Source organism: Alcaligenes sp. RM2, from assembly GCF_052931795.1.
In genome coordinates this window covers 120,896-135,985 of sequence record NZ_JBRFIO010000003.1, presented here as the reverse complement: position 1 = coordinate 135,985, position 15,090 = coordinate 120,896, and the positions used below count along the sequence as shown (strand labels likewise).

18 protein-coding genes are annotated in these 15,090 nt (G+C 56.1%); 11 read left to right on the top strand and 7 right to left on the bottom strand.

Annotation, left to right across the window (positions count from 1 at the left end; translation table 11 throughout):
- Position 1: 1 nt before the first annotated feature.
- From mtgA to ACU6HM_RS12295, 3 genes are read left to right on the top strand one after another with little or no spacing between them, the layout of a single operon-like run.
- Entirely contained in the window at positions 2-721 is a 720-nt protein-coding gene (mtgA, locus tag ACU6HM_RS12305; protein WP_035275164.1) for a monofunctional biosynthetic peptidoglycan transglycosylase, read from the top strand.
- Positions 722-774: 53 nt separating this feature from the next.
- Positions 775-1,935: an LPS export ABC transporter permease LptG gene (lptG, locus tag ACU6HM_RS12300; protein ID WP_086061563.1), complete on the top strand. Its 1,161-nt coding sequence runs from the start codon at positions 775-777 to the stop codon at positions 1,933-1,935.
- Between the two features lie 3 nt (positions 1,936-1,938).
- Positions 1,939-2,775: a symmetrical bis(5'-nucleosyl)-tetraphosphatase gene (locus ACU6HM_RS12295; protein WP_250756133.1), complete on the top strand. Its 837-nt coding sequence runs from the start codon at positions 1,939-1,941 to the stop codon at positions 2,773-2,775.
- A 5-nt stretch (positions 2,776-2,780) separates the two neighbouring features.
- Here the strand turns inward: ACU6HM_RS12295 and ACU6HM_RS12290 are convergent, their stop codons facing one another.
- From ACU6HM_RS12290 to ACU6HM_RS12275, 4 genes are all read right to left on the bottom strand, one after another.
- On the bottom strand, positions 2,781-3,545 hold the full coding sequence (locus ACU6HM_RS12290) for a lysophospholipid acyltransferase family protein (protein WP_009460588.1): 765 nt from the start codon (positions 3,543-3,545) through the stop codon (positions 2,781-2,783).
- A 23-nt stretch (positions 3,546-3,568) separates the two neighbouring features.
- Entirely contained in the window at positions 3,569-3,976 is a 408-nt protein-coding gene (ruvX, locus tag ACU6HM_RS12285; protein ID WP_009460586.1) for a Holliday junction resolvase RuvX, read from the bottom strand.
- A 16-nt stretch (positions 3,977-3,992) separates the two neighbouring features.
- The gene (locus tag ACU6HM_RS12280; protein WP_009460584.1) at positions 3,993-4,514 is read right to left on the bottom strand and encodes a YqgE/AlgH family protein; all 522 of its coding nucleotides are present in this window, start codon (positions 4,512-4,514) and stop codon (positions 3,993-3,995) included.
- Between the two features lie 112 nt (positions 4,515-4,626).
- Positions 4,627-4,791, bottom strand: a complete 165-nt coding sequence (locus ACU6HM_RS12275; RefSeq protein WP_009460582.1) for a rubredoxin — start codon at positions 4,789-4,791, stop codon at positions 4,627-4,629.
- A 122-nt stretch (positions 4,792-4,913) separates the two neighbouring features.
- On the opposite strand from ACU6HM_RS12275, the gene ACU6HM_RS12270 reads away from it, so the two are divergent.
- The 3 genes from ACU6HM_RS12270 to hemL are packed head-to-tail and all read left to right on the top strand — an operon-like array spanning position 4,914 to position 7,748.
- Positions 4,914-5,741 carry a bifunctional hydroxymethylpyrimidine kinase/phosphomethylpyrimidine kinase gene (locus ACU6HM_RS12270; protein ID WP_009460580.1) on the top strand — a complete coding sequence of 276 codons (828 nt, stop codon included), beginning with the start codon at positions 4,914-4,916 and terminating at the stop codon, positions 5,739-5,741.
- Positions 5,734-6,420 (top strand): thiamine phosphate synthase, encoded by a 687-nt coding sequence (thiE, locus tag ACU6HM_RS12265; protein ID WP_254498821.1) that lies wholly within the window; start codon positions 5,734-5,736, stop codon positions 6,418-6,420. Before ACU6HM_RS12270 ends, thiE begins: the two co-directional genes overlap by 8 nt.
- 44 nt (positions 6,421-6,464) lie before the next feature.
- Positions 6,465-7,748, top strand: coding sequence for a glutamate-1-semialdehyde 2,1-aminomutase (gene hemL, locus ACU6HM_RS12260; RefSeq protein ID WP_022983602.1), 1,284 nt, complete (start codon positions 6,465-6,467; stop codon positions 7,746-7,748).
- A gap of 55 nt (positions 7,749-7,803) precedes the next feature.
- Here the strand turns inward: hemL and ACU6HM_RS12255 are convergent, their stop codons facing one another.
- A complete protein-coding gene (locus ACU6HM_RS12255) occupies positions 7,804-9,453 on the bottom strand; it encodes an AMP-binding protein (RefSeq protein ID WP_009460576.1) in 1,650 nt (549 codons plus the stop codon).
- Between the two features lie 733 nt (positions 9,454-10,186).
- Between ACU6HM_RS12255 and ACU6HM_RS12250 the strand changes: the two genes are divergently transcribed.
- Positions 10,187-10,717 (top strand): MarR family winged helix-turn-helix transcriptional regulator, encoded by a 531-nt coding sequence (locus ACU6HM_RS12250; RefSeq protein WP_009460574.1) that lies wholly within the window; start codon positions 10,187-10,189, stop codon positions 10,715-10,717.
- 94 nt (positions 10,718-10,811) lie between these two features.
- On the top strand, positions 10,812-12,038 hold the full coding sequence (gene argJ, locus ACU6HM_RS12245; RefSeq protein WP_009460572.1) for a bifunctional glutamate N-acetyltransferase/amino-acid acetyltransferase ArgJ: 1,227 nt from the start codon (positions 10,812-10,814) through the stop codon (positions 12,036-12,038).
- A 75-nt stretch (positions 12,039-12,113) separates the two neighbouring features.
- Here argJ and ACU6HM_RS12240 read toward each other — a convergent pair whose 3' ends face one another.
- A complete protein-coding gene (locus ACU6HM_RS12240; RefSeq protein ID WP_009460570.1) occupies positions 12,114-12,275 on the bottom strand; it encodes a DUF1328 domain-containing protein in 162 nt (53 codons plus the stop codon).
- A gap of 105 nt (positions 12,276-12,380) precedes the next feature.
- Entirely contained in the window at positions 12,381-12,584 is a 204-nt protein-coding gene (locus ACU6HM_RS12235; protein WP_009460568.1) for a CsbD family protein, read from the bottom strand.
- A gap of 395 nt (positions 12,585-12,979) precedes the next feature.
- On the opposite strand from ACU6HM_RS12235, the gene rplU reads away from it, so the two are divergent.
- From rplU to obgE, 3 genes are all read left to right on the top strand, one after another.
- Positions 12,980-13,291 (top strand): 50S ribosomal protein L21, encoded by a 312-nt coding sequence (rplU, locus tag ACU6HM_RS12230; RefSeq protein WP_003801901.1) that lies wholly within the window; start codon positions 12,980-12,982, stop codon positions 13,289-13,291.
- Positions 13,292-13,341: 50 nt separating this feature from the next.
- Positions 13,342-13,602: a 50S ribosomal protein L27 gene (rpmA, locus tag ACU6HM_RS12225; RefSeq protein WP_009460566.1), complete on the top strand. Its 261-nt coding sequence runs from the start codon at positions 13,342-13,344 to the stop codon at positions 13,600-13,602.
- 286 nt (positions 13,603-13,888) lie between these two features.
- Entirely contained in the window at positions 13,889-14,977 is a 1,089-nt protein-coding gene (gene obgE, locus ACU6HM_RS12220; RefSeq protein ID WP_009460564.1) for a GTPase ObgE, read from the top strand.
- Positions 14,978-15,090 lie beyond the last annotated feature (113 nt).

Below are 15,090 nucleotides of genomic sequence, written 5' to 3'. Positions count from 1 at the left end.
CGTGCGTCGCCTTCTGGCCCATCCCTGGAAACTGGCTGGCCTGGCCGTTCTGGCCGTGGCCGCTGGTGTTCTGCTTTATCAGATCGCCCTGTTTCTGATGGTGCTCTGGTACAGCGTGGTGCCGCCCCGCATGACCACCTTCATGGCGGCCGAACAGGGCCAGTTGCGCAGCGCCAATGCGGATGCCGAACTGCGCTATCAATGGGTGCCGTACGACAAGATCAGCGCCAATTTGAAACGCGCGGTGATTGCCTCCGAAGATTCGAACTTCCTGAACCATTCGGGGGTCGAATGGGACGCCATTCGCAAAGCCTGGGAATACAACCGTCGCCAGTCGGAAAAGGGCTCTACCCGCCGTCGTGGTGGTTCTACCATTTCCCAGCAACTGGCCAAGAATCTGTTTCTATCGGAATCACGCAGTTATCTGCGCAAAGGTCAGGAATTGATTCTGACCTATATGATTGAAACCGTCATGAGCAAGGAGCGCATCCTGGAGCTGTACCTGAACGTAGCTCAATGGGGAGAAGGCGTTTTTGGTGCCCAGGCGGCGGCACGCCACTACTTCAAGGTTGATGCAGCCAAGCTCAGTGCCATGCAGGCCGCCCGTCTGGCGGGCATGTTGCCCAACCCGGCCTACTATGACAAAAACCGTAACAGCCCCTATTTGCAATCGCGCACGCGCACTATCAGTCAACGTATGCGACAAGTCGCTATTCCCTGACTGCAATCCGCATTTTTGTTAAGCTAGCCACGTCTTTCCTGGGCCCTATTTTCATGCGCACCGCACGCCGCTATCTCGCTTCCGAAATCTATCGCTCCAGCGCCGTGGTGCTGATTGCCCTGCTTGGCCTGTTCACCTTTTTCGCCCTGATTGAAGAGCTGGACAAGGTCGGTTCCAAGTTCACCCTGATGAATCTGTTTTACATCCAGGCCCTGGAGCTGCCCACCCGTCTGTACGACCTGCTGCCCATTGGCCTGTTGATTGGTGCCACCCTGGCCCTGGCCAGTCTGGCTCAGCGCAATGAGCTGGTAATTTTGCGTGCGTCAGGCGTTAGCGGCCTGCACATGATGCTGATGCTCTGGACCATTACCCTGCCCCTGGTAGGGGGGGCCTTTGTTTTGTCCGAGTATGTCACCCCCATGGCCGAGATCAAATCCAGTGAGCAAGGCATGGCCTTGCTGGGACGTTCCGGTGGCGGCCGTCTGGACAGTGGCTACTGGTTCAAGGAGAGCAATGACAGTGGCGGGGTGCGCATCATCAATATTGCCAACCTGCAGGGCGATGGCAAAGTAAGCGATGTCAGCGTGTTCGACTTCTCGGATGGGCAGCGCCTGAGTGCAATGACTCAAGCTCCCAGCGGACAGTTCCACAAGAACCAGCTGGACTTGCAGGACGTTACCGAAACCCACGTCAATGAGCAGGCCCACACGGCTCTGTCACAGGATAAGGCGCCTGATCAAGCGCTGGTCAAAATTGAAAAACGCCCCACCTTGACGCTGACCACCACGCTAACGCCGGATCGACTGATTGCACGCGTCGTGACACCCGAGCGCATGTCCATTCTGGACCTGAAGGATTACATCGGCTACCTGGACGCGAACAAGCTGCAGACCAAACGTCAGGTTGTGGCCCTGTGGCGCAAAGTCGCTTACCCCTTTACCTTGCTGGTCATGATTACCATTGCTGCGCCTATCGGCTTCATGCAGACCCGCCACGGCGGTGTGGGCACCAAGGTCTTTACCGGTATCTTGCTGGGCGTGGGCTTTTTCATGATCAATCAGCTGGCCTTGAACGTGGCCATGCTCAGCAATCTGGCGCCGTGGGTCACCGCTCTGGTTCCGAACCTGATCGCCATGGCCATGGCCTTGAGTGCTCTTATCATGATGGAAAACCGGCACAACCGGCGTCGTCGCAACTCCAGCACAACCAACTAAATCATGTCCTTAGCTACTTCCCCCGCCATCTGGGCGATTGGTGATATTCAAGGCTGCTGCCGCCCCCTGGACAGCTTGCTCAGCCATCCTGATATTGCAGCCGACAGCCAGGCCAAATTCTGGTTTGCAGGCGATCTGGTCAACCGTGGCCCGGACTCTCTGGGAGCGTTGCGCCTGATTCGTTCTCTGGGCGATCGCGCCGTCTGTGTACTGGGCAACCACGACATTCACTGTCTGGCAGTCGCTGCCGGGGTGCGCAAGCCCGGCAAACAGGATACCTTGCAGGAACTGCTGGCCGCGCCGGACGCACAAGAGCTGCTGGACTGGCTGCGACACCAACCGCTGGCTCATTATGAGCATGGCCATCTGATGGTACATGCCGGAGTGCACCCCGACTGGAGCCCGGAGCAAACGCTGGAATACGCCCACGAGCTGGAAGCACTCTTACGTGCGGATGACTGGCAAGAAAAGATTATTGAGTTGTTCGGCAACAACCCGGATCGCTGGGATGCTGGGCTACAAGGCTACGATCGCCTGCGCGCCATTGTCAGCACCTTGACCCGCATGCGCATGTGCGATGTGAATGGCCGCATGGACTTCAAGCACAAGGGTGCACCGGATGCCGAGTCCGGCTTGCTAGCGTGGTATGAAATGCCGAATCGCGCCTGTGCCCAGGTTCCTATTATTTTTGGACATTGGTCTACGCTGGGCTTGCTGAACACGCCTACCGTGATCAGTCTGGATACCGGCTGCGTCTGGGGTCGCCAGCTTAGTGCTGTACGCCTGCAAGACCGGCATCTGGTTCAGATTCACTGCCCGGAAAGCAAGAAACCGGGCTAAAGCCATCAGGCCTCGACAGTGACGGCCTCGGGGCACACGACCGCACGGATCTGTTCACGAGCTGTTTGTGCCGTTTGCGAACGTCCCCACTCCGTACAGGATTGAGCCGGCATCAGGTCCAGAAAATGGCAGTGCACAGAGACATTACGCGCACTGAGCAGAACCCAGATATTGCCAACCAGAGACTGCTCGCCCACAAAGGCAAAGCGCTCACTGCGCTGGCCTTTCTGCTCAAATACCAGAGCCACCGGCTGAATATCCACATTCAGGCTGATAGCCGTCTCAAACAAACTGGCGTGGAAAGGCTGTACATCCAGACCGGTTGAAGTGGTGCCTTCAGGGAACAGACCTACGGCATCACCACGCTCAAAGCACACAGCCATTTGCTGGCTGACAATCTGAATGGCACGACGCTGCCCGCGCTCAATGAAAACCGTCCCTGCACCCGCCACCAGCCAGCCAATCACTGGCCAACGGCGAATATCGCTTTTTGCAATGAAAGAGGTACTACGCACGCTGTTGAGTACAAAAATGTCCAACCAGGAGATATGGTTGGACACATAGAGCACGGATCGATCCTGAACGGCCTGGCCGTGCTGCAGTACACGCACGCCGCAGATCAGCATCAAGAGGCGCGACATGCGCAACACCATGACGCGGCGCCCGCCTGGACGCAATACCGGAAAAAGCAGACCGACGCTTAACAAGCCGACCACGATCCACACAATCAGAGCGACAGCGCGCCAACTAAAACGAAATAAACTAATCAAAAGGCTGCAACCTTGTAGAGAGCTCAGGCCGGTGGCAGGCTGTCCAGATATCGCTGCAGGATCACGCAAGCTGCCATGGCATCATCATCGTCATTATTGCCCAGCAATTCTTGAGCCTCCATGCTGGAGCCCCGCTCATCGACCAGGTCTACTGCAACGCCATAGCGACCGTGCAGTTGGTTGGCAAAACGCCGACACCGCAGCGAAGCATACTGCTCGCCACCATCCAGGGTCAAAGGCAAACCTACCACGACGCGATCGGGCTGCCATTCCTTGAGCAAAGCCTCGATAGCCGCAAAGCGCTGTTCCCGTGTAACGGGCCGCAAAATCGTATAAGGGCGGGCCTGGCGCGTCAAGGTATTGCCCAGCGCCACGCCAATTTTTTTCAGGCCATAGTCAAAGGCCAGCAAGGTTTGCGCCGAGCTGACCATTGACGGTGTTTCGTGTTCAGGCATGGCCCGCAGCACCTGTCAGGGTAAAAGGACTGATTCCCAGCAAGGCCAGGGCGCGATCATAGCGCTCCCCAACCGGGGTAGAAAACAGGATTTCATGGGTAGCCTTGATGCTCAGCCAGGCATTGTCGGCCATCTCGCTTTCCAGTTGGCCCGCAGCCCAACCGGCATAACCCAGCGTGACCAGCATATGCACTGGCCCCTGGCCTTGGGCCACGTCCTGCAGCACATCCCGCGAAGTAGTCAGAGTCAGATCACCTACCCCCAGACTGGAGGTATAGGTTTTATCGGAATCATGGAGAACAAAGCCGCGATCCGTTTGCACCGGTCCACCGAAGTAGACAGACGTCGCGGCCAGATCAGCCCGGTTTTCCACATCCACCTCGATACGAGACAGGAGCTCAACCAGGCTCAGATCCGTTGGTCGATTGATAACAAGGCCCAAGGCACCTTGTTCATTATGTTCACAGACATAAATCACCGTGTCGGCCAAGCTGCCCGAAACCACACCGGGCATGGCAAGTAACAGGTGGTGCGTTAGATCAGCGCTTTCTTGGATTAGCGGGGACTGGCTAGTGGCACTCATACACACCTCCCGTCAAAACAAACCACCTTGGAACTTGAGATGATCACACTTGGATCATTTCGAAGTCTTCCTTACGAGCGCCGCATTCGGGACAGACCCAGTTCGGAGGGACGTCTTCCCAGAGTGTGCCCGGCGCAATGCCTTCCTCAGGCAAACCTGCTTCTTCATCATAAATCCAGCCGCAAATCAGGCACATCCACGTACGCATAGTATTCCTACTGTATTTGTAAACATAGTCCGATCCGCGTGCAAATCGGGGCAATCCATTAAAATGGGGTTCATATTACTAAATTACTCAACCCGTGACATCCAGAGCCTTGCCGGCCCTGCATGGGTAACCAAGACAAGATGGCTGCTGAAATCAAAAATTCAAGTCCTGCTCTGGCGCTCGTGCTGGCTCCTTATGATCCCAGCGGCGGTGCCCACCTGCCCGCCGATGCCATCACTGGCGCTCATCTGGGCTGCCATATCGTCAGCGTGCCCACCGCCTTGCTGGTGCGCGATAGCGCGCAGCAAGAAAACATTCAGACCCTGGCAGAGGACATTGCCGACGACCAGGCGCGCTGCTTGCTGGAGGACATGAACATTCAGGCCATCAAGTGCGGTCCTGTCTACAGTCCTGAAATCGCCAGCATGGTGGCCGAGCTTTGCTCCGACTACCCTGAACTGCCCTTGGTCCTGCACCTGAGCGCCATGCCCACCGGCCTGGACGAACTGGATGCGGACGATGCTCTTGATGCCAGTTTACGCCTGCTCCTGCCCCTGAGCTCCTTATTATTGATCGACCACCCCAGCCTGGAGCGCTGGCAGGCCGACGAGCTGCTGGGCGACACCCCCGATGCCGTGGAAACCTTGTTGAACAACGGAGCCAATGCCGTACTGGTCACCGGCGTCCCCGGTGCTGCCGGACAATGGCACACGCGTTTTCAGGGACATCACGGTCGTCTGGACTACAGCATGCCGCTGGATGGCGGCCTGCGTCAGCAGGACATAGACAGTTTGCTGGCTACCGCCTGCCTGAGCTTTCTGGCTCAAGGCCACGAGCTGGATAACGCGGTAGAATCAGCCTTGTTGCACCTGCAGGCACGTGCCAGTGACACCTTCCAGCCCGGTATGGGCCACCGCCTGTTCAACCCTGTTGCTCCCCAAAATGACTGACACCACCACCCTGCGCTTTCCTGCCGGTCTATACGGCATTACTCCCGAATGGGACGACACCGCCCGCTTGTTGAACGCAGTGCGTGCCGCTCACGAAGGGGGTTTGCAGGTCTTGCAGTTCCGTCGCAAGAACGGCCCGGAACCAATCCGCCAGCAACAACTCAAAGAGTTGATCAAGCTGTGCCTGTCTTTGGATCTGCCACTATTGGTGAACGATCACTGGAGCTGGGCGCAAGAGTTTGATGTGCAAGGCGCGCACCTGGGTAAAAGCGATGGCGAGTTGACCCAGGCCCGTCAGGCACTGGGGCCGCAAGCCCTGCTGGGACGCTCCTGCTATAACAGTCTGGATCTGGCTCGCCAGGCCCTGACAGACGATGCAGACTACATTGCCTTTGGGGCCATGTACCCTTCCAGCGTCAAACCCGAAGCCCCCCCGGCTGAACTGAACACCTTGCGACAAGCTCGACTACTTTGCCAAGAACAAGAACACGAGGGACGGCGTGCTGCCATTGTTGCGATTGGCGGCATCACACCCGAGAAAATGCCCGAACTGCTGGAAGCAGGGGTCGATAGCGTTGCCGTTATCAGCAGCCTGTTTGAAACCAGCGATATACGCGCCACGGCGCAACGCTTTACCGACTACTTTCACGCCCAGGACTCATCGCGCTTTGTGCGCTGATCCCTTGCCTGGCCTTGACCTTTTCACATCTGGATTCTTGCCTCATGTCCCGTAACTCCGAACTTTTTGAACGTGCCTGCAAAGTCATCCCCGGCGGCGTCAACTCGCCCGTCCGTGCCTTCGGTTCCGTGGGCGGCACCCCGTGCTTTATCGAACGCGCTCAGGGCCCTTACATCTGGGATGCAGACGGCCAGCAATACACGGACTACGTGGGTTCCTGGGGACCGGCCATTCTGGGCCACTCCGATCCGGACGTTATCAAGGCCGTACAGGAAGCCGCCGTACACGGCCTGTCCTACGGCGCGCCTACCGAAGGCGAAGTCGTGCTGGCTGAAACCCTGACCAAGATGCTGCCGTCCATCGAGCAAGTGCGTCTGGTCAGCTCCGGCACCGAAGCCACCATGAGCGCCATTCGTCTGGCCCGTGGCTTTACCGGCCGCAACACCATCATCAAGTTTGAAGGCTGTTACCACGGCCACGCTGACAGTCTGCTGGTCAAAGCCGGTTCCGGCTTGCTGACCTTTGGCAACCCCACCTCTGCAGGCGTGCCAGCCGAATTTGTCGGCCACACCCTGGTGCTGGACTACAACGATCTGGACGCCGTGCGCGATGCTTTCAAACAGAAAGGCAGCGAAATCGCCTGCATTATCGTTGAGCCTTTTGCCGGCAACATGAACCTGGTGCGCCCAGCCCCCGGCTTCCTGGAAGGCTTGCGCGAACTGTGCACCGAATACGGTGCCGTACTGATTTTTGACGAAGTCATGACCGGCTTCCGTGTTGGCCCTCAAGGCGTGCAAGGCCTGACCGGCATTCGTCCTGACCTGACCACCCTGGCCAAGGTGATTGGTGGCGGCATGCCCGTCGGTGCTTTCGGTGGCCGTCGCGACATCATGCAATGCGTCGCTCCCGTCGGTGGTGTTTACCAGGCAGGCACCCTGTCCGGTAACCCTGTTGCTGTGGCCGCGGGTCTGGCAACCTTGAAGAAACTGGCTCAACCCGGTTTCTACGACACCCTGACAGCCAACACCGCCAAGCTGATCCAGGGCTTGAAGGCCGCTGCAAAAGAAGCAGACGTACCTTTTACGGCAGACCACCAGGGCGGCTTGTTCGGTATCTACTTCAGCGAAACCGTGCCCACCTCCCTGGCCCAAGTGTCGGCTGGCGACATCGAGCGCTTCAAGCAGTTCTTCCACGCCATGCTGGACAAGGGTGTGTACTTCGCACCCTCGGCCTTTGAAGCAGGTTTTGTTTCGGTGCAGCACACCCCGGACATTACCGACGCCACTGTGCAAGCGGCACGCGAAGTTTTTGCCACCTTCAAAAACTAAAAGCGCCGGACAAAAAAAGCGGGCTATATGCCCGCTTTTTTTATGCTCTGAACAATCAGTCTTGCGCCATCTGCCGCAAGACAAAGCGCTGCAACTTCCCTGTCTCGGTACGAGGCAGCGAAGTCACGAACTCAATGGCGCGTGGATACTTGTACGGCGCTGCGTTCTCTTTCACAAAATCCTGCAGCTTCTTTTTCAGCTCATCGTTTCCGGTAAAGCCAGGCTTGAGCACAATGAAGGCCTGCACAATCTGGCCCCGTTCTTCATCGGCGGCACCTACAACGCCACACTCGGCCACAGCCTCGTGCTTGAGCAAGGTGCCTTCCACCTCAGGACCGGCAATGTTATAGCCCGAGGAAACAATCATGTCGTCGTTACGAGCCTGGTAATACAGGTAGCCGTCCTCGTCCATCTTGAAGGTGTCGCCAGGGAAGTTCCAACCGCCCTGAACAAACTGCTTCTGACGCTCGTCGTTCAGGTACTTGCAGCCTGTTGGCCCCTTTACGGCCAAACGGCCTACCGTGCCGACTGGCACCGGATTCAGATCATCGTCCAGAATCGTGGCGACATAACCGGGCACCACTTGGCCAATGGCACCAGCACGCACTTTTTCAGGTGGGCTGGACACGTACACGTGAATCATTTCCGTACCGCCAATGCCGTCCGTCATCTCGATGCCGCTGGCCTGCTTCCAAAGCTGACGCGTTGCATCTGGCAAGGCTTCGCCTGCCGACACGGTGGCACGCAAGCTGGCCAAGGAGTAACGATCCACCAAACCAGCCATCTGACGATAGAAGGTGGGTGCGGTAAAGCTCATGGTCACTTTGAAGCGATCAATCATGCCCAGCAGATCGGAAGGCGTCAGACGCTCCAGCAGGACAGTAGATGCACCCACACGCAGCGGGAAGCACAGCAGACCGCCCAGGCCGAAGGTAAAGGCCAAAGGAGGCGTACCGCAGACCACATCATCCGGGGTCAAACGCAGTACGTGACGCGAGAAGGTATCGCACATTGCCAGCACATCACGATGGAAGTGCATGCAACCTTTGGGCTGGCCGGTCGTGCCGCTGGTGAAAGCGATCAGACAAACATCGTCAGCCGCCGTATCGCAAGCGGTGAACTCTTCGGGCTTGTCAGCCAACAAGGCTTCCAGACCCTTGGCGCTTTCATCGTTAAAGCACAGCAGTTGCTTCAGAGCAGGCGTGTAGGAATCATGCGTGGAGTCCATGCAGTGTTCCAGCTCTTCACGCAGGCGCTCGTCACACAAGGCAGCATGAATCTCGGCCTTGTCCAGAATCGTCTTCAGTTCCACCGCCCGCAACAAAGGCATGGTGGGAACCGTAACCAGACCGGCCTTGATGCTGGCCAACCAGCAGGCGGCCATCATGGGGTTATTGGGACCACGCAGCAAAACCCGGTTGCCGGGCACCAGCTTCATGTCCTCAACCAGAACATGAGCAATACGGTTGGTCAGCACGTCCAGCTGCTTGTAGGTCAGACTGCGATTCTCATCGCCCTGTGCCCACTGCAAAGCCACGCGATCACCATGCCCCGCTGCTACCTGCTCTCCCAACAGCGCCACGGCACAATTGAGACGAGCGGGATAGTCCACATCCGGATTGCCTTCCAGCAACATCTCTGGCCACCACTCCATGGGTGGCAGATTGTCGCGTGCAAAGGTATCAAGGTGCGCTGAACGTTCCATCCTTATCTCCTGCGTAGATTACGCCCCACTCAGGCGTAGACCTTGGTCCATCAAAGGCGCCAGCCAAATTGGCAAGGTCTATATTGTTTAGTTCTAAAGGATATTAGCAAAAAAAATGCTCCAGTATCAGCAATCCCGACTACGGGTTATCCGCAGTAGCGCATCATCCTCCGCTGTTTCAAGGGGTATCCTAGACTGATCCCGGCTCCTCTGAGGCCCTTGCCCGCGCAACGCAAAATTCAATAATGAATTTCAGGATATAAGAAATAAATCGATCTTCTGCATGCATTTTTTTCAATTAAGAAAAATTACGGCAGGCATTATTTTTGAAACAAAAAAAAGTATCAGAAAAAGCAGAAAAGTGATTAAGCGAACAGGCGATACAGAGGCAAATGCCTTATACTTCAAATAAATAATCACTTGAATTTAGCCAGCTTATCGTGTCGGATCAAAGTTAGAGTGCCGTCCGAAGATTATTCAAAGCCGTGGCCCTAAAAGTAAATAGCAGACAAGAGTTTGCATTTCCTTACCCAATGCTTTGCCTGCTTTGCCGGTGCTTTCTATCAAGTTGATTAATTTAAGCTTAAAAACGAATTTACTTTGATCTGTCGCAATGTCAAACTTCGAACCAGCCCCTAAGATACCCACCAAGCTAACCCAGCTTGCTCATGGCTGCGGTCTGCGTCCTTCAAAGCTAAACATTTTGGACATGCACCATTAAGGCAAGCTATCTATGATCATGAACGATATCCCCGCTTCCGCCGTCGCCGATGCCGCTCCCGACTTGGAAAGCCGTGCCCATAGCGACGACCACTTCGACACCCGCCTGTGGCTGCGCTTGATGGCCTGCACCAATCTGGTTGAAGGCGAAATTCGCAGTCGCCTGCGTACCGAGCACACGACCACACTGCCCCGTTTTGACCTGATGGCTCAATTGCAGCGTCAGCCCGCTGGCATGAAAATGAGCGAGCTGTCCCGTCACCTGATGGTCACCAACGGCAATATCACGGGCATTACCGATCAGCTGGAAAAAGAAGGTTTGGTCGAACGCATCAAGGTGCTCACCGATCGTCGCAGCTCCCTGATCCGCCTGACACCCAAGGGCAAGCGCCAATTCAAGAAAATGGCTGCCTCCCACGAACAGTGGCTACAAGAGATGTTTGCCAACCTGTCGGAAAAAGCACGCGTCAACCTGTTTGAAGCCCTGGGCGAACTCAAGCTGATCACTCGCAACAACGTGGCCATGGCTGCTCGCGAAAGCTAAGCGCTCCGGCGCGACCAAAGATATGCTCAGGCGGCTCAAAGCAAGTATCATTACTGCTTTGAGCCGCCTTTAACATTGTTTTTCGGATCGCGTCATGGCCGTCAATCTGTTCATCCCCTCTGAATCTGATATTCACCCTGTTGCCGGTGTCAAAATCGGTATTGCCGAAGCCGGTATTCGCAAGGCCAACCGACGCGACCTGACCGTGTTTGAATTGGCCCCCGGTACCAGCGTGGCCGGTGTATTCACCACCAACCGTTTCCGTGCTGCTCCAGTACAAGTGTGCGAAGCGCACTTGGCTACGCACGATGGCATCCGCGCCCTGGTCATCAATACCGGCAATGCCAACGCTGGCACAGGTCAGGCTGGTTTGGAAAAAGCACAGCAAACCTGCACGGAAACCGCGCGCCTGCTGAACATCCTGCCTCAGCAAGTGCTGCCCTTTTCCACCGGCGTCATTCTGGAGCCTCTGCCCATGGATCGCCTGCTGGGCGCTCTGCCTGCGGCGGTGAACGATCTGGCCGACAACAACTGGTTCAATGCTGCTCACAGCATCATGACCACCGATACGCAACCCAAAATCGTGTCTCGCCAGATCCAGTTGTCGGGTAAAACCATCACACTGACCGGCATCAGCAAGGGCGCGGGCATGATTCGCCCCAATATGGCCACCATGCTGGGTTACCTGGCTACGGACGCCGGTATTGCTCCCGAACTGCTGCGCGATATGTGTCGTCAGGCGGCAGACCGCTCTTTCAACCGCATTACGGTTGATGGCGACACCTCCACCAACGACTCCTTCATCATTATGGCAACCGGCCAAAGCGGTGTCACGGTAGAGTCGATTGCAGACCCGAACTACAACACCTTGCTGGATGCCCTGGTCGACGCCTCGCGCGAACTGGCCCAGAAAATCGTGCGTGACGCCGAAGGCGCCACCAAGTTCATGACCATTCAGGTTGATGACGCCGGCTCCAGCGAAGAAGCTCTGAAAGTGGCTTACGCCATCGCTCACTCACCTCTGGTGAAAACAGCCTTCTTTGCCTCCGACCCGAACCTGGGCCGTATTCTGTGCGCCATTGGCTACGCCGGCATTAGCGATCTGGACGTGAGCAAATTGCGTCTGTGGCTAGGTGATGTGCTGGTAGCCGTGGACGGTGGCCGCAACCCCGACTACCAGGAAGAAGATGGCCAGCGCGTCATGCAGGAAGCCGAAATTCTGGTACGTGTTTCTCTGGGCCGTGGCCAACACAGCGAAACGGTTTACACCTGCGACTTCTCGCACGAGTACGTCACTATCAACGCGGACTACCGCTCCTGATAAAAAAAACCGCCTCCACCCAATCGGTGGAGACGGTTTTTCCTTACGGACAAGCCCGCCACTGGCGGGCTTGTTCTATTTCTTGCCCATGCCCTTGACCAGCGAGAGCACCGCCAGAATCAGGAACACGACAAACAGGATCTTGGCAATCGAAGCAGCACCAGCGGCAATGCCACCAAAACCCAGCACAGCAGCCACGATAGCTACAATAAAAAAGATTACGGCGTAGTAAAGCATACGATTCTCCTCATCATCAGTACGTACAGGGACAGCACCTTGTCTGACGGACCATCTCAACGACAGCTCATGAAATACCTACAGACAAAAAAAGGTTCCCACCCGCTAACGGTCGTACTTGTCGTAGAAGTCTTTAACCTCGCGCTCCGCCTCTTCGCGGGTACGGCCATAGCGCTCTTGCACCAGACCGGCCAATTGCGTGGCATCCCCTTTCACCTTGGCCCACTCATCATCCGTAATTTCGCCCCAGACGCTGCGGGCTTTACCAGCCAGTTGTTTCCATTTGCCTTCGATCGTGTCCTTATTCATACGCTTCCCCTTAGTAGGTCCGAAAAATAAATGACTTACGCTTCTGTGAACGCAACAGCTCTACCGTAGCGGAAGGCGAGCCACTCAAAGGCCACAGATTGAGGAGAAATGTAACAAATTAGCGATATGCCCTGTTCTGGACGGGGCAGGTCCCCTCACACGTCCTTTACGCCCCCAAGACAAGGGGCCTACCCTGCCTACCCAGTGAAAAACGAAAGGATTGGATGCAAAATACAGACAGGAGAAGGCCCAAGCCATTGACAGCAAAGCCTTTTTATCCTATTATTTTTTGCTTGGCATTTTGCGTGTCAAGATTTTTTTATGTTAGATGGCATTACAGCGGGCTGTTATTGGCCTTTTACGCGATGCCTGTTTGACTCTTTAAGGGATTCCCTATGTACGCGGTTATAAAAACCGGCGGTAAGCAATATCGCATTACTGCTGGCCAAAAACTCAAAATAGAACAGATACCGGCAGACATTGGGCAAGAAATTTCGCTTGACCAGGTTCTGTCCGTCGGCGAAGGTGAAGCACTGCAAATCGGTGCTCCTTTCGTTGCTGGCGCTGTGGTCAAGGCTACTGTTCTTGCGCAAGGCCGTCACGACAAAATCAAGATTTTCAAAATGCGCCGTCGCAAGCACTACCGCAAAACGCAAGGCCATCGTCAAAACTACACCGAAATCCGCATCGAAGCGATCAACGCCTAAGTTGTTGCTAAAAGCGAATTTGGTATTTTCTTCATCTAGGAGCTAAAGAAATGGCACAGAAGAAAGGCGGCGGCTCTACGCGGAACGGCCGTGACTCACAGGCCAAACGTCTGGGCGTTAAAGTCTACGGCGGTCAGGTAATTTCGGCTGGCGGCATCATTGTTCGTCAGCGCGGCACTCAGTTTCACCCCGGCGTGAACGTGGGCATTGGTAAAGACCACACACTGTTCTCCCTGGTCGATGGCAAAGTTAAATTTTCCATCACTGGTGCTCTGAACAAGCGTACCGTTTCGGTCGTTGCTGGCGAATAAGCCACCCGATCAAAGCGTACTCGCTGCGAAAAAGCCCTGCCGCCCTAGGCAGGGCTTTTTTTATGCATGGCCAACCTGCCATCGCCCAAACCCGCCCACCCGGCTTAGCCAGTCTCCCTACGGCCACAGCAAGAGATTAAAAATCGGCCACTATCACGGCACATACCGGCAGATAAGCCAATCTCCTATACACTAAGCAATTGGGGTTTTTGTTTAAAATGGTCTGCTCCCAGACCAGCAGCCCATACGGTTCTGCGGCCCCTGGACCTATACAGCACTCATCACCATGAAATTCGTAGACGAAGCGACCATTGAAGTGGTCGCAGGCAAAGGTGGAAACGGCGCTGCCAGTTTCCGCCGAGAAAAATTTATTGAAAAAGGTGGCCCCAATGGCGGCGACGGTGGACGCGGTGGCAGCATTTATGCCGAGGCCGACCGTAACGTCAACACCTTGATCGACTACCGCTACGCCCGCCTGCACCGCGCTCGCAACGGCGAAAACGGCCGTGGGTCCGACCAATATGGCGCGGGTGGCGAGGACATCACCCTGCGTGTGCCCGTTGGCACCATGATTTTTGACGCAGAAACCGGCGAGCAGCTGTTTGACATGAAGCGTCATGGCGAAAAAATAACCCTGGCCCAAGGCGGCGCCGGTGGTTTGGGTAACCTGCACTTCAAATCCAGTGTGAACCGTGCCCCGCGTCAATTTACCTACGGCAAGGAAGGCGAGCATCGCAAGCTGCGTCTGGAACTGAAGGTGCTGGCTGATGTCGGTCTGCTGGGTATGCCCAACGCCGGTAAATCCACGCTGATCACCCGCATTTCCAACGCCAAGCCGCGCATTGCGGATTACCCCTTCACCACCTTGCACCCCAACCTGGGTGTGGTGCGTTCGTCCGAAGCCCACAGCTTTGTAGTGGCCGATATTCCTGGCCTGATCGAGGGCGCTTCCGAAGGTGCCGGCCTGGGACACTTGTTCCTGCGCCACCTGACCCGCACCCGTATCTTGCTGCATCTGCTGGACGTATCCAGCCTGGACCCGGACGAGGATGTTGTAGCCAAAGTGGCTGCAGAGGCCCGTGCCATTGTTGAAGAACTGCGTCTGTACAGCGAAGAGCTGTACGCCAAGCCACGCTGGCTGGTTCTGAACAAGCTGGACATGGTCTCGGACCCGGAAGACCTGAAAGCCCGCCTGCTCAAAGAGCTGAACTGGGAAGGCCCGGTCTTTGGTATCTCCGCCCTGACCGGTGTCGGTACACAGGATCTGGTCTATCAGCTGCAATCCTGGCTGGATGAAGAAAGCCGCAAAGAGCATATCGAGCAAGATATTGCCGACGGCACCCATATTTACGACGAGAGGTTTGCCCCAGACTGATCGTGCTACACAGGTCCAGGATCTAGACTCCAGGACTGAACCCCAAAATGCCCGGAAGACGCGGTTAAGCCAACCGCCCTACTCCTGGCATTTTCTCTATTTACACGCCAAGC

Coding starts and splice junctions, on each gene's coding strand:
- rpmA (WP_009460566.1), top strand. CDS start 13,342: ATGGCACAGAAGAAAGGCGGCGGCTCTACGCGGAACGGCCGTGACTCA.
- rplU (WP_003801901.1), top strand. CDS start 12,980: ATGTACGCGGTTATAAAAACCGGCGGTAAGCAATATCGCATTACTGCT.
- ACU6HM_RS12255 (WP_009460576.1), bottom strand. CDS start 9,453: ATGGAACGTTCAGCGCACCTTGATACCTTTGCACGCGACAATCTGCCA.
- lptG (WP_086061563.1), top strand. CDS start 775: ATGCGCACCGCACGCCGCTATCTCGCTTCCGAAATCTATCGCTCCAGC.
- thiE (WP_254498821.1), top strand. CDS start 5,734: ATGACTGACACCACCACCCTGCGCTTTCCTGCCGGTCTATACGGCATT.
- ACU6HM_RS12235 (WP_009460568.1), bottom strand. CDS start 12,584: ATGAATAAGGACACGATCGAAGGCAAATGGAAACAACTGGCTGGTAAA.
- hemL (WP_022983602.1), top strand. CDS start 6,465: ATGTCCCGTAACTCCGAACTTTTTGAACGTGCCTGCAAAGTCATCCCC.
- ACU6HM_RS12280 (WP_009460584.1), bottom strand. CDS start 4,514: ATGCCCGGTGTGGTTTCGGGCAGCTTGGCCGACACGGTGATTTATGTC.
- ACU6HM_RS12240 (WP_009460570.1), bottom strand. CDS start 12,275: ATGCTTTACTACGCCGTAATCTTTTTTATTGTAGCTATCGTGGCTGCT.
- obgE (WP_009460564.1), top strand. CDS start 13,889: ATGAAATTCGTAGACGAAGCGACCATTGAAGTGGTCGCAGGCAAAGGT.
- ACU6HM_RS12295 (WP_250756133.1), top strand. CDS start 1,939: ATGTCCTTAGCTACTTCCCCCGCCATCTGGGCGATTGGTGATATTCAA.
- ruvX (WP_009460586.1), bottom strand. CDS start 3,976: ATGGTCAGCTCGGCGCAAACCTTGCTGGCCTTTGACTATGGCCTGAAA.
- ACU6HM_RS12275 (WP_009460582.1), bottom strand. CDS start 4,791: ATGCGTACGTGGATGTGCCTGATTTGCGGCTGGATTTATGATGAAGAA.
- ACU6HM_RS12270 (WP_009460580.1), top strand. CDS start 4,914: ATGGGTAACCAAGACAAGATGGCTGCTGAAATCAAAAATTCAAGTCCT.
- ACU6HM_RS12250 (WP_009460574.1), top strand. CDS start 10,187: ATGATCATGAACGATATCCCCGCTTCCGCCGTCGCCGATGCCGCTCCC.
- argJ (WP_009460572.1), top strand. CDS start 10,812: ATGGCCGTCAATCTGTTCATCCCCTCTGAATCTGATATTCACCCTGTT.